We start from the raw sequence: 13,039 nt of genomic DNA on the forward strand, positions 1-13,039 counted from the left end.
TCACATCCGGACACCCCCGACACCCGGATGCCTACCGCAAGCCGACCCGGCGACGCCGCACCCGCCGCGTGCGCCGCGTGCGCCGCGTGCGCCGCTCCGACGACGGTCGAGCACCCGCCGTGCCGCCCCGGCCACGGGCCCGGCCGCATCCGACCGACCGGCCCGGAACCAGGACGGGCCCGTCTGCGACCACCTCCGCGTGCGGGGGCCGCCCCGCACCGGACGACGGGAGGGCGACGGATGGGCGGACTGGACGTACGCATGCGGGGGGTCGCCTGCCGCCACGGCCGCGTCGAGGCGGTCGCCGACGTGGACCTGGAGATCGCGGCGGGCGAACGCGTCGCACTGACCGGGACCAACGGCTCGGGCAAGACCACCCTGCTCCGCGCGGTCCTCGGGCTGCACCGCCAGGTGTCCGGGAGCATCCTGGTCGGCGGCCGGGGCACCGGCTCGGCCGCCGAATGGGCCTGGCGGCGGCGCTCTTGCGCCTGGATCCCGCAGAAGCCGGCGGCCGGCCGGTTCCCGCTCCTCGGGGACGAGCTGCTGGCGAGCGGCGGCGCCCCCGCCGAGGCCGCCGAAGCGGCGCGCGAACTGGGCGTCGGTACGCTGCTCGGCCGGCCCCTGCACACGCTGTCGGGCGGGCAGCTGCAGCGGATGTACCTGGCCCGGGCGATCGGAGCGGTCGCGGCCGGGGCCGAGGTGCTGCTGGCCGACGAACCGACGGCGGCGCTGGACTTCGGCGGCCAGGAGGAGGCCGCCGACGTGCTGGCCGCCCTGCCGGTGACCCTCGTCGTGGTGACGCACGACCGGGCGCTCGCGCAGCGCTGCGACCGCGTGCTGGAGATGGCCGCGGGCCGGCTGCGGGAGGTCGCGTGATCCTCGCGGGCGCCCTCGCCTCCGCCGGCCTCGGTGAACTGCTGGGACTGCCGCCCGTCCAGCGGGCGGGCTTCGCCCTGTTGCTGGCGGCCGTCGGTCTGCCGGTGGTCGGCGTGGTCATCGTCGGGCTCGACATCATGCCGGTGCGCTTCGCGATGATGCACGTCGCCCTGCTCGGCATCGCGATCGGACTGCTGACCGGGCTCGATCCGATGCTGTGCGCACTGGTCGCCTGCGCCCTGGCCGGGGCCGGGGTGGCGCCGCTCGCCCGCACCCCGGACGGGCTGTCGGGGGCGATGGGCCTGCTGATGAGCCTGGCCATCGCGGCGGCGCTGCTCGTTCTCGCCGTGTCGGGGGTCAACGCCTCGGGTGCGTTCGCCCTGCTGTGGGGCTCGATCCTGTCCGTGGGCACCGCCGATCTCGTGGTGCTCGGCGCGCTGGCGGTCCTCGTGCCGTTGCTGCTGTGGTGGCGGCGGCGCGAGGTGGCCCTGCTGCTGTACGACCGTGAACTGGCCCAGTGTTCGGGGGTTCCGGTGCGGGCGCTGACCGCCGTCCTGCTGGTCCTCGTCGCGGTCGCGGTCGCCGGGGCGATCAAGCTCACCGGGGCCCTGCTCGTCGATGCCCTCACTCTGCTGCCGGCGCTCGCGGCCCGCCGCCTGGGCACCTCCCTGCGGTCGATCACCCTGTGGGCGGTCGGCATCGGGGTGGCCGTGAACCTCACCGGGTTCCTGGTCGCCCTGCGGCTGGACTGGCCACCGGGACCGGTCCTCGTCCTCACCGCGGGGGCGCTCGTCCTCGCGGTCCATCTCGTCCCCGAACGGAGCATCAGCACATGGTGCGCACCCGCGTCCGATTCGCTTCCCTCCTCGCACTGAGCGCGGCACTGACGGCCCTGGTCGCCGGCTGCGGCAACGGCGGCGCCGGCGGCGACTCCGACACCGCTTCGAAGGACGGCACGGCCGGCCGCCACGGCGGGAGACCGGTCGTCGTGGTCACCACCACCTGGGAGGGTGCCTTCGCCAAGGCCGCCGGAGCCCAGGACGTCGAAGTGATCGTGCCCCAGTCGGTGCACCACGCCCCCGACTACGACCCCAAGCCCTCCGATCTCGCGGCCGTGGGCAAGGCCGACTTCGTGCTCTACGCGCCCTTCGAACCGTACGCGGCGAAGATCAAGGAGGCGGCCGGTTCGAAGGCCGAGCTGGTCGAGGTGGACCTCGACAACGACGCCGACAAGGTCAAGGCCGAAGTGGCGAGACTGGGCGGGCTGTTCGGTACCGAGGAGAGCGCCGCGCGGTGGACGGCGACCTTCGACGCCGCGTACGCGAAGCTGTCGAAGGAGGTGCAGGATGCGCGGCCGGGCGGCAAGAGCCCGGCCGTCGTCAGCCAGGTGTTCACGACGTGGTCCGCGAAGCTGGCGGGGGCCGCGCCGGTCGGCACGTACGGCCCGGAGGCCGTGACCCCGGCGCAGCTCGCCGAACTCTCGGGGAAGAAACCGTCCTTGGTCCTGGACAACGCCCACATGTCGACCGGGACCGTGCTGCCCGACTCGGGCGCCCGCCAGATCGAGATCGTCAACTATCCGGGCGCGGACCTGGACTTGCTGACGGTCTACCGCAACGCGGCGGCCGAACTGGAGAAGGCCATGGGCGGCTCCTGACCCCGGGCGGGCCCGAAGGGTGGGAGAGCGGCTCCGGTCGCCCTCCCGCTCTTCGTGCGTCCGGGGCCGCCGCGGCGGACCGCTCCGTCAGCCCGCGTGGGCGAACGGAGGGCCGGCGGCCGCCGCGCCGGCGGGCCCGGGCCCCGTCAGCCGCTCGCGCAGGGCGGCGCGGTCGGGTTTGCCGGCCGGCGTGAGGGGGAGTTCCGCGATCACCAGCAGGTGTTCGGGGTGCTTGCGCTGTTCGAGCCCGCGGCGCGCGAGGTGCTCGCCGAGCGAGGCGAGGGTGGGGGCCTCGGGACCGCGCGGTACGACGCAGGCCGCGAGGCGCTCGCCCATCAGGCGGTCCGGGACGCCGACGCACACCACGTCCCGTACGCGGGGGTGCGAGGCGAGCTCCCGCTCCACCTCGGCCGGGCTGATGTTGGCCCCGCCGCGGATCACGATGTCCTTGAGGCGGCCGACGAGGCGCAGCACCCCGTCCTCACCGATCACTCCGAGGTCGCCGGTGCGCACCCAGCCGCCGGGGGTGCGGTAGCGGGCGTCCAGTTCCGGGGCGGCGACGTAGCACATCGGGGTCATGGGACCGCGGGCGATGATCTCCCCGGTCTCCCCGTCGGGGAGCTGCTCGTGCGTGTCGGGATCGGTGATGCGGATGTCCGCGACGCGGGCGTCGGGGCGGCCCGCCACCACCCCCGCGGAGCAGGCCTCCGGGGCACCTTCGCGCAGGCCGGTGTGGCAGTTGACCCCGTCGGCCGAGCCGTAGAGGTTGACGACCGGGCAGCCGAAGGCGCGGGCGGCGTCCTCGGCCGTGGTCTCGTCCAGGGCCGAGCCGCCGAGGACCAGGGCGGTGGGCGCGGGCAGTTCCGCCCGCCCGGGTGCGAGGCCTTCCAGCCGGTCCAGCATCATGCGCACCATCGTCGGCACGCCCAGGACGTGCGTCGGCCGGTGCTCGCGGATGGCGGCGAGGGCGGACTCCGGGGTGAAGTGGTCGAGCAGCACCAGCGTTCCGCCGTGGCGGGCGAGCGTGACGGCGGTGCCGTTGGAGCCGAACGCGGATCCGAGCGGTACGAGGAACAGGCAGCGCGGCGGGGCCCCTTCGGGCATGAGCGAGGCCAGGAAGTTGCCCCGGCCGCCGGCGAGCGCGTTGTGGGAGTAGGCGACCATCTTCGGCTCCGCCTCCGAGCCGGAGGAGACGAGGATCCGGGCGGCGCTGTCGGGGTCGGGGCGGGCGGGCACGAACGCGGCCGGGTCGGAGCGCAGCAGCCCGGCCAGAGCAATCGTTCCTTCAGGTGCGCTGCCCACCCGCCCGGCGGCGATGACGTGGCGCAGCTCGGGCAGGGCCGGTGCCAGGGCGCGGAGTTCGGCGGCAGGGCGGCTGTCCCGGTGGCCGACGGCCGCGATGACCGCGACGGCCTCCGCCTTGCGCAGCAGCGCTTCGGCCTCCAGGCTTCCCCGGCCGACCGGGAAGGGCAGCGCCACCGCGCCCAGGGCGGCCAGGGCCAGATCGGCGATGACCGCGCCCCGGCCGTTGGGGAGCTGGACGCCGACGACCTCCCCGGGCCGGATGCCGAGGCCGGCGAGCCCGGCGGCCAGAGAGCGCACCTTGCGGTCCAGTGCCGTGCGGCAGAGCCCGCCCTTGGCGTCGATGACGGCGGTGGCGTGCGGGTCGGCGATCTGCCGGGCCCGGAACAGGCTGTACAGGTCGAGGTCGGGACAGGTCCCCTCGGCCGCCCAGCCGCGGCGCAGACCGGCGGGCAGCAGATCGTGGAGGGCGACGGTCACAGGAAGCTCCAGGGGTCGGGGACGGCGGGGGCACCGTGCGCGTCGCGGCTGATCGAGCCGGGGAAGCGCCGGTCGTGGTGCAGTTCGGCCGGATCGGCGGTGACGGCGGTCGCGGACAGGCCGTGGGCGCGCAGCTGCGCGAGGGCCGCGGCGGTGGGCAGTTCACGCAGGTCGTACGCGGCGGCCGCCGGCGCGCAGGTGTCGGTGGGGGCGATCCAGCCGTCCGCGGTGCGCAGCGGGCGGCGGAAGCCGGCCGGCCGGCGCGGGTCCTGCCCGCGCCGGGCCCGGCGCAGCGCGGGGGCGGTCAGCGCGTCGGCGGCCGCGAGCAGGGAGGAGTCGACGCGGACGCCCGCTCCGCCGCCGCGCTCGCGCAGCAGCAGCCCCGCCAGGACGGCCTCGGCGCCGAGGAGTCCGCCCAGTACGTCGAGCAGGGTCATCAGGGAGGGAGCGGGCGGCTCGTCCCGCGGCCGGGCGGCCTCGCCGACGCCGGTGCGGGCCTGGACCATGAAGTCCGTACCCATCGGGGCGTCGGGGATCCGGCCCGCCCAGCCGCCCGTGTACGCGTAGACGAGCCCGGGGTTCACGGCCGCCAGGTGGCCGGAGTCGAGGCCCAGCGCGGCCGCCTTGCCGGGGGCCCAGTTGTGCAGGAAGACGTCCGCCCCGACGGCCATCTCGCGCAGCCGGCGCCGGTCGGCGGGCGACGTGATGTCCACCTCGACGGCCTTCTTGCCGCGGTTCAGCGCGAGCCAGCGGGCGGAGATCCCGGAGCAGGTGGGCGGCATGCCGCGCAGCGGGTCGCCGCCCGGCGGTTCGATCCGCACGACGTCGGCGCCGAGCAGGCCCAGCAGGTGGGCGGCGAGCGGGGCCTGGATCCGGCGGCCCGCTTCGAGCACGGTCAGCCCGGCCAGCGGCCGCGCGGGACGGGGCGGGGCGGGCTCGTGGTGCGCGAGGCGGGGCCGGGGGCCGGATGCGTGCGGGGTGAGGGACCAGGGCGCGGCGCCGTCGTGTTCGGCGGCGCGCTCGTCGAGGGTCCGCAAGCGGCACACCTCGGCGCCGCAGGCCGCGGCGGCCGCCTCGATCCGCCGCCAGGTGTGCGTACGGGCGGTGGTGTGCAGGGCCGGCGGGAAGGGGGCGCAGGCGGTGGCGTACCGGAACTGGAACGGCCGCCACCCGGCCCGTACGGCGCCGAAGGGAGCCTCCAAGGCCCGCCAGAACGCGGCCCAGGCTCCAGGGTCGAGGGTTTCCAGCTCGAAGAGGACTCCGTCGACGGAGGTGAACGGGGGCCCACCGGGGGTGACTTGGACGGCCTCGCCCTCGTCGGCACCGGCCGCGGCGAGGTACTGGGAGACGGTCAGCAGCCCGGCCCGGTCGGCGCTCGTGGTCACCCTGGCGGCCCGGCCGCCGCGGGCCTGTGCCAGCAGGGCGGCGAGCAGCCCCTGTACGGCGAGTAGCCCCGTGGCGGTGGCCGCGTAGTCCACGGCCAGGCCGCGGGGGGCGCCGTCGCGCCGCCCGTGGACGGCCATGATGCCGGTGGCGGCCTGGACGGTCGCCTCGTCGGTCATACCGCCGGCCGGGCTCGCCGACCAGCGGACGATCGCCTCCTGGTGCTCGAAGCCGGCGCCGGAGAGGGCGAGGCGCGCCGTAGCGCGGTCGCGGGGGTCGGCCGGGGCGGCTCCGGAGGCCGCCCCGGCTTGCGTCTGCGTCCGCGCTCCGGCGCCGAGGAGCCTGAGGTGCTCCACGGCCGGGCCGGTCAGCTCGGGCGGTCCCGAGGCGGTGAGGTGCAGTCCTTCGAGCGGCCGGACCGTGCGGGTGACGGCTGGTGAAGCCATGCCTCTCCTCTTCTCGGACGTGCGCGACGCGGGAACCAGGCCGGCTGCGCACCCGACCAGTTCCTCGGGGAGGCAGTCGGACTGCCGTTCCCACGGGTTCCCGGCACGGGGGAGGAAAGCGGTGCGGAGCCAGGAAGACGGGTTGCGGGACCGGGTCGCGGAGTTCGTCCGGACCCGCGTCATGCCCTGCGAGCCCGTACTGGACGCGGGCGGCCCGCACGCCGCGGCCGTCTTGCGGGAGTTGCAGGCACGGGCCAGGCAGGAGGGGCTCTGGGCGCTGCCGCTCCCCTCCGAACTCGGCGGCCAGGGGCTCCCCTTCGCCGGGTACGCCCGGCTCGCCGAGGCCGAGGGCGCCAGCGACCACGGACCGGCGGCCCTCGGCTCGGCGTCCCTGCTCGACGCCACCATGCTCTGGAAGCACGGCGGCGACCGGATCCGCGGCCGGTACCCCGCGCGGCTGGCCGCCGGCGAGCTGCGCGCCTGCTACGCCATGACCGAACCCGACACCCCGGGCACCGACCCGTTCGCCACCGCGACCCGCGCCGAGGAGCAGCCCGACGGGAGCTGGCGCGTCAGCGGCCGCAAGTGGTTCGTCTCGGGGGCGGGCGGGGCCGATCTGGTGACCGTGCTCGCCCGGACCGACGGGGAGCCCGGGGACCGCGAAGGACTGTCCCTGCTGGTCGTCCCGACGGACTCCCCCGGCTTCCACGTCGTACGCGAACTGCCCGTGCTCGGGGCCGGCGGCCAGTGGGAGATCCGCTTCGACGGGGTCGGCGTGGCCGCCGACCATCTCCTCGGCGGCCGCGGGCAGGCGCTGCCCATCGCCGCGGAACGGCTCCGGCTGGGCCGGACGCTGCGCTGCCTGCGCTGGCTCGGCCAGGCGCAGCGCGCGTTCGACCTGATGTGCGTGCGCGCCTGCTCCCGTACCGGGTCGCGGGGTGCGCTGGCAGGCCACCAGCTCGTGCAGAGCCATGTGTTCGAGGCTCTGCTCGCCCTGCGCACCACCCGCCCGCTGGTCCACGAGGCGGCGGCGAAGATCGCCGCAGGCCTGGACGCGCACGTGGAGGTGGGGCTGGCCAAGGTCGCCGCGGCCCGCATGCTCCAGCAGGTGGCGGACGCGGCCGTCCAGGTCCACGGCGCGGCCGGGCTCGGCCCCGACACCCCGCTCCCGGCGCTGCTGCGCACCGGCCGCGCGGCCCGCATCCTCGACGGCCCCGACGAGCTCCACGTCACCTCGGTGGCCCGCCGGGTCCTGCGGGCGTACGAGGGGGGCGCGACCTAGGGAATTGTCTGCGAAGTCCCGCCCGGGGCAGGCGGAACTTTCCGGACACTCCTCAGGCGTCGCCGATCGCGGTCAGGCCCGTCAGCGCCGCCAGGCCGAGGGCGAGGAAGAAGTCGCCCCACACCAGCTCGTGCCGGACGGCCAGGTCCTTGCCGGCGTCATAGCAGCCGTCCAGCAGCCTGCCGCGGGTGAGGTGCCCGTCCACCAGCCGCTCCAGGATCGCGGCCGCCCGGTACGCGTACCGCGGGGCGGCCCGGCAGCCCGGTGCGCGGGCGAGTTTCAGCAGCGCCACGGCCGCGATGGCGGCGGCCGAGGTGTCCACCGGGCCGTCCGGCCGCCCCCGGTCCGCGAGGGGAACGAGCGGGGTACCGGGGCGCGTCCACGCTTCGGCCAGCCGCTCCGCCACGGCCTCCAGCCGGTCGGGGGCGATCCGGGCGACTCCGGGCCGGTTCAGGGCGTCGGCGACCGCCAGCAGCAGCCAGGCGTCGCCGCGGCTCCAGCCGGCCTGCGGCTCCCCGTACGCCCGCCAGCCCGCCCCGGCGTCGAACTCCCAGGCCGGTACGGTGCGTCCGCCCGCACCGGTGCACAGGTCGAGATGCCGGTGCAGGTGGGAGGCGGCGGCCCGTTCGCCGTCCGGGCCGGCGGCGGCGAGCAGCCCCACCATGCCGGGGACGCCGTCGGCCCGGGCCAGCAGCCGGGGGCCGCCGAAGGCGGAGCCCCAGGGCACCAGGCCGAGTTCGGGATCCAGCGCGGCCAGCGCCGCCTCGGCCGCCCGGGCGCGCAACTCCCGGGCGCCGGGGTCTTCGTCGGCGAGCGCCGTGCCGTACCAGAGGATCAGCCCGCGCGTCGCGGTGTCGGCCTCGACCCAGTCGGCCAGCCGCGCCGTGCACGCGGAGGCGGCCGCCCGGTCGGCCGCCTCACCGGTGTACCGGGCCCGCAGCCACAGCAGTCCGGCCCAGAACCCGCCGGTCCACGCACCGCGGCCGGTGGTGGTCCAGCGGCCGCTCTCCGGGTCGGCGTACAGGGGGAACCGGTCGCCGGTCTCGGCGCGGGTGGCGGCGGCCCGGTCGAGTACGCCGGCCAGCGCCCGCCCGTACCGGTTCGCCGGGGTCACGCGGGGGCCTCCGTACGCGGTCCGCGCCGCCGTTCCCGTACGGCCCAGGCCGTCGCGAGGGCTCCGGCCGCGGCGAACTCGGCGGCGACCAGCAGCCAGCCCCGCCCGTACCGGCCCGCCTCCGCGAGAGGCGCGAACAGCGGCGGCCCGACCGCGAAACCGGCGAAGAACCCGGCGGCGACGAGCGCGGAGTCCTGGCCCGCCCGGCCGGGGGCGGCCCGCTGCATCACCAGCACCATCGAGACGGCGTTGGCGGAGACGGCGAACACCCCCACGGCGACGGCGGCGACCCAGACCAGCGGGTGCGCGTACGGCGCGGCGGCCAGCAGGCAGGCGGCCGGTACGGCGCCGGCCGCCAGCGCGCCGGGCAGCCGTTCGGCGCGCCCCGGCCGGGCCACCCTCGACCAGCCCACCCGGCCGGCGATGCCCGCGACGCCGAGGACCGCCACCAGGGCCGCGGCCGCCGCGGGCCCCATGCCCAGCTCCCGGGCACCGAAGAGGGCCACGTACGTATTGACCGAGGCGATTCCGGAGCCCAGGAGGAGGGAGAAGGCCGCCAGCCAGGCGAGGGCGCCGCGCGGGACGAGCGGGGCGGGCGGTGGCGCGGACTTCGCCGGCGGATCGGCGGGCAGGGCGCGGTGTGCCCAGAGCGCGGCCGCCGCGGCCGCGGCGGCGGCCGTCCACACCGCGCCGCGCCAGCCGATGCAGCCGGCCAGCGCGGCCAGCGGCAACCCGGCGGCGAACGCACCGAGTTGGACCCCGGACTGCTTCATGCCGGTCACCGAGCCGCGCCGGGCGGGCGGCACGGCGGCCAGGATCGCCTTGTTGGTCGCGGGATTGGCGAGCGCCTGCGGCAGCCCGCCCAGTGCCACGGCCGCGAGGAGGAGCCCCGGGCCGGGCGCCGCGCCGATGAGCGCGAGCGCGGCCGCGGACACCAGCAGCAGGGCCACGAGGGAGCGGCGCGGGCCCGTCCGGTCCACGACGCGCCCTCCGATGGGTGAGAGCAGGGCGGCCGCCCCGAAACCGATCGTGGTCGTCAGGCCCAGGAGGGTCGGTGAGAGGACCGACTCGTCCACGAACCGGGGGCCGAACGCGCCGAGCAGGAAAAGCTGGAGCATCGAGAAGGCCATGGCGCTGGTGAGCAGCGCCGTCAGCCGGCCGTCCGCCCCTGCCGCGGCGGTCCTTGCCGGTGCCGTCCGCTCCGCCACGACTGACTCCTTTCCTTGGCCGTCATTTCGGTCCGCGGCAGGAGTCGGAGCGGCGAACTCACTGGTTCCCAGCCCTTGTTGTGGCGTAGGACACATATGGTTTTGTCCCGTCGTGCCAATTCTCGACGCCCCCCTGTGTCCGTCTTGAGAGCGGTGCGACGATGAGCCCGCCATGACTCCCGACCGGTGTTGCCGCGCGTTCAGGGCCGCGTTGTTCGCGGCCGTCTGCGTGCTGCTCGCCTCCCTCGGCCACCTCCTGATGTCGGGGACGGCCGTCCCCTGGTGGGCACTGGCGGTGGCGGTGGCGGCCACCGCGGGGGTCGCCTGGATCCTCGCCGCCCGCGAACGCGGCCTCCTGGCCGTCACCTCCGCGACCGTCGCCGTCCAGACCGTCCTGCACACCGGGTTCTCGCTGGCCCAGGCGGCCGTCAGCCCGTCGACGGCCCAGGCTCCGCCGCCCGGCGCGGGCGGACACGCCCATCACGCGGCGCACGCGATGGGGATGGCGGACAGCGGCATGACCCTGCCGATGCAGACGCCCGTGCGGATGCCACTGCCGATGGCCACCGGTCACGGCATCGGCTCCGGCTCCGGCTCCGGCTCCGCCACACCGACCGGCATGCTGGCCGCACACCTGCTCGCCGCCCTGCTCTGCGGGCTCTGGCTCGCGTACGGGGAGCGGGGCGCGTTCCGCGTCCTGCGGGCCCTGGCCGCTCTGCTGCTCGTACCGCTGCGAGGGCCACTGCGGCCGCCCGCACCCGCCGGCCTCCCGCGCCGCGGCCTCCGCCCCGACCTGCGCGCACGGCCGCTGCGCGGGCTCCTGCTCGTCCACGTCCTCACCTCACGGGGTCCGCCTCCCGGGACCGCTGTCATCTGACAGCCGGCTCACCGACGCGCGCGAAGCCGCACCGCCGCGCGCCTCGGTCATCGGCCCCGCCGTCCGGCGGGCCGTACCGCTCACCGGCCCGCCCGGCCCCCGCGCCCCCGCGCCCTGCCGCGGGCACGGGGCGCCGGGGCCGGATTCCGGAACCCGGAAGGACCCCAGGCGATGACCCCTGCCCTGCTTCCCCTGCCGACCCCCGCCGAGACGGCACCGGTGCGCCACTGCGACGGCCCGGACGAGCCGACGACCCTGCTGGCGCTCGCCGCGCGCGACGGCGACCCCGACGCGGTGGACCGTTTCGTACGCGCCCTGCACCGCGACGTCCGGCGCTACGTGGCCTACCTCAGTGGCGATCCGCAGTCGGCGGACGACCTGACCCAGGAGACGTTCCTGCGCGCCCTGGGCAGCCTGCACCGCTTCGAGGGCCGCTCCTCCGCGCGTACGTGGCTGCTCTCCATCGCCCGGCGCACCGTCATCGACAGCCTCCGCCACAAGGCGGCCCGCCCCCGGATCTCGGACCGGGACGACTGGCAGAGCGCCGCCGAACGCGCCCAGCCGCGCCACCTGCCCGGCTTCGAGGACGGGATCGCCCTCGCGGAGCTGCTGGGCACGATCCCGGCGGAGCGCCGGGACGTCTTCGTCCTCACCCAGGTCCTGGGGCTGCCGTACGCGGAGGCGGCGCGCGCGCTCGGCTGTCCGATCGGTACGGTCCGCTCCCGCGTGGCCCGGGCCCGCACCTCGCTCATGGAGCTGCTCACGGACGCCGACGCGGACCTGCCCGCGCCCGCCCTCGCGGCCCCGGCCGCCGCCTGACCGACGGCCGGGGTCAGGCCCCGGCCCTACCCGCTGCCCTTGAGCCGGCGCACGACCTCGTCGGACACCCGCTTCTGGAGGTCGGCGAGTTGCTCGGGGGTGTACGCGGTGAGGTCGCCGGGGTCCTTGGCGCCGCCCGGGCTCTGACCCGCCTGCTGCTGCTTCTGTTTCTCCTGCTCCCGGCGCCGGAGCTCCTGTTCCTCCGGCGAACCGGGCACCGCGTACGCGCACTTGATGAGGGTTCCGTCGGCGGCCTTCAGGCAGCTCGACTCCCTTCCGCCCACCTGGCCCCGGCCCTCGACCCGGTACCGGATGTTCTGCTCGCTGCCGACGGTCGCGGTCCAGCTGCTGCCGCCGGTCGGCACCACCTCGAACACCCGGTCGTCGTTGTAGCAGCAGACGTCGCTGTACTCGGCCTTGATCAACGCGACGAGCGCCTTCGGCGAGGACCAGGTCGGATCGAGCCGGTGAACCGTCATCGGGGCGAGTCCCCCGCCCTGGTGGCGGGTCGGCACGGTCGACACGGCCACCACCGAGCTGGCCTCCCCCTGCGGGGTGAGGGGGGTGACGTAGGCGCTGCGCCCGCTGGAATCGCGGTACTGGAGGGTGAACTCCGAGTCGTTGCCCGCGTTGGCCCCGTCCTCGGAGGCGTCCCAGCCGCTGCGCTCGAACCACCAGTCGCTGAAGCTGCCCACGGCGGCGGTACCCTCCCGCTGCCGGGCCGCGAGGCTGAGCGGGTAGGAGGGGCCCGGCACCTTCGCCGTGTCGGTGGTGAGGGTGAGCCGCCCGGTCTTCCCGTCGTAGAGGGCGACTCCGGCGGGACGTTCGGTCACCACCAGGATGCCGGTCTGGCGTTTCAGGGGGACGACCACGGTCGGGGCGTCGCCCTGACAGGTCACGTAGGCGTCGTCGGCGTCGAAGCGCACCCAGCGCCGCAGGTCCGAGATCTTGCGGCCGAGGTTGTGGCCGAACCAGCCGCCGATCCTCGCGTCGGCCTCGTCGGTGTCGAAGGAACAGCGCTGCTGGCTGCGGCTGTTGCCGCCGAGCGGGATGTCCTGCTCCAGGCCGACCTCGTATCCGGAGAGCCAGCCGCGCCGCTCGACGAGGGTCGAGAACCGGTCCGCGTCGGGCAGGTAGGTGATGTCGGAGATCTCCCCGGTGACATCGCCGAGGTGCGGGGCGGCCTGTGCCTTCCCGACCAGGTACGGCGCGCGGGCCGCCAGTTCCGGCACCGGTTCGCTCACGATCCGCACGTTCTGCATGTACTCCCGGTCCTGGAGGTAGGACCCGTACACCAGCCACCAGATCCCGAGGCCCAGTCCGAGGACGGCGCCCAGCCAACCGAGGACCACCCCGGCGCTCCCGCCGCCCCGCCCGCCGCGGACGCGCTTGAGCGCCAGCCCCACCAGCAGGAGGAAAGCGACGAGCAGCAGGGGTGCGGCCAGCCAGGACAGGAGTTTGCGGCCCTCCCACACGATGATCGTGGTGGCGTACGAGGCCCACCAGAAGAACAGCCCCGCCAGAAGAACGGGTATCCCCACCCACCAGACCCGCGCTGTGCGCCCCATGACCGCCCCCCGACGTCCGTTGCCCGA

11 protein-coding genes are annotated in these 13,039 nt (G+C 76.1%); 6 read left to right on the forward strand and 5 right to left on the reverse strand.

Annotation, left to right across the window (positions count from 1 at the left end; genetic code table 11):
- Window positions 1-240: 240 nt before the first annotated feature.
- The 3 genes from ACS04_RS23755 to ACS04_RS23765 are packed head-to-tail and all read left to right on the forward strand — an operon-like array spanning window position 241 to window position 2,533.
- The gene (locus tag ACS04_RS23755; RefSeq protein WP_048478762.1) at window positions 241-876 is read left to right on the forward strand and encodes an ATP-binding cassette domain-containing protein; all 636 of its coding nucleotides are present in this window, start codon (window positions 241-243) and stop codon (window positions 874-876) included.
- Window positions 873-1,751, forward strand: a complete 879-nt coding sequence (locus ACS04_RS23760; RefSeq protein ID WP_245236510.1) for a metal ABC transporter permease — start codon at window positions 873-875, stop codon at window positions 1,749-1,751. The genes ACS04_RS23755 and ACS04_RS23760 overlap by 4 nt, the downstream gene beginning before the upstream one ends.
- Entirely contained in the window at window positions 1,709-2,533 is an 825-nt protein-coding gene (locus ACS04_RS23765) for a metal ABC transporter solute-binding protein, Zn/Mn family (RefSeq protein WP_048478763.1), read from the forward strand. The genes ACS04_RS23760 and ACS04_RS23765 overlap by 43 nt, the downstream gene beginning before the upstream one ends.
- A gap of 87 nt (window positions 2,534-2,620) precedes the next feature.
- Here the strand turns inward: ACS04_RS23765 and ACS04_RS23770 are convergent, their stop codons facing one another.
- The gene (locus ACS04_RS23770; protein ID WP_048478764.1) at window positions 2,621-4,315 is read right to left on the reverse strand and encodes a class I adenylate-forming enzyme family protein; all 1,695 of its coding nucleotides are present in this window, start codon (window positions 4,313-4,315) and stop codon (window positions 2,621-2,623) included.
- Window positions 4,312-6,144, reverse strand: a complete 1,833-nt coding sequence (locus tag ACS04_RS23775; protein ID WP_048478765.1) for a CoA transferase — start codon at window positions 6,142-6,144, stop codon at window positions 4,312-4,314. Before ACS04_RS23775 ends, ACS04_RS23770 begins: the two co-directional genes overlap by 4 nt.
- Before the next feature lie 121 nt (window positions 6,145-6,265).
- Between ACS04_RS23775 and ACS04_RS23780 the strand changes: the two genes are divergently transcribed.
- Window positions 6,266-7,426: an acyl-CoA dehydrogenase family protein gene (locus ACS04_RS23780; protein ID WP_048478766.1), complete on the forward strand. Its 1,161-nt coding sequence runs from the start codon at window positions 6,266-6,268 to the stop codon at window positions 7,424-7,426.
- Between the two features lie 52 nt (window positions 7,427-7,478).
- On the opposite strand, the gene ACS04_RS23785 is transcribed toward ACS04_RS23780, so the two are convergent.
- Window positions 7,479-8,540 (reverse strand): hypothetical protein, encoded by a 1,062-nt coding sequence (locus ACS04_RS23785; RefSeq protein ID WP_053080917.1) that lies wholly within the window; start codon window positions 8,538-8,540, stop codon window positions 7,479-7,481.
- On the reverse strand, window positions 8,537-9,748 hold the full coding sequence (locus tag ACS04_RS23790; protein WP_048478767.1) for an MFS transporter: 1,212 nt from the start codon (window positions 9,746-9,748) through the stop codon (window positions 8,537-8,539). Before ACS04_RS23790 ends, ACS04_RS23785 begins: the two co-directional genes overlap by 4 nt.
- A gap of 172 nt (window positions 9,749-9,920) precedes the next feature.
- On the opposite strand from ACS04_RS23790, the gene ACS04_RS23795 reads away from it, so the two are divergent.
- The gene (locus ACS04_RS23795; RefSeq protein ID WP_048478768.1) at window positions 9,921-10,625 is read left to right on the forward strand and encodes a hypothetical protein; all 705 of its coding nucleotides are present in this window, start codon (window positions 9,921-9,923) and stop codon (window positions 10,623-10,625) included.
- A 171-nt stretch (window positions 10,626-10,796) separates the two neighbouring features.
- Window positions 10,797-11,444: a sigma-70 family RNA polymerase sigma factor gene (locus tag ACS04_RS23800; protein WP_078865231.1), complete on the forward strand. Its 648-nt coding sequence runs from the start codon at window positions 10,797-10,799 to the stop codon at window positions 11,442-11,444.
- A gap of 26 nt (window positions 11,445-11,470) precedes the next feature.
- Here the strand turns inward: ACS04_RS23800 and ACS04_RS23805 are convergent, their stop codons facing one another.
- Window positions 11,471-13,012, reverse strand: a complete 1,542-nt coding sequence (locus ACS04_RS23805) for a hypothetical protein (protein WP_048478769.1) — start codon at window positions 13,010-13,012, stop codon at window positions 11,471-11,473.
- Window positions 13,013-13,039: the final 27 nt, after the last annotated feature.

This window comes from Streptomyces roseus (assembly GCF_001044425.1).
Classification (GTDB): Bacteria; Actinomycetota; Actinomycetes; order Streptomycetales; family Streptomycetaceae; genus Streptomyces; species Streptomyces roseus.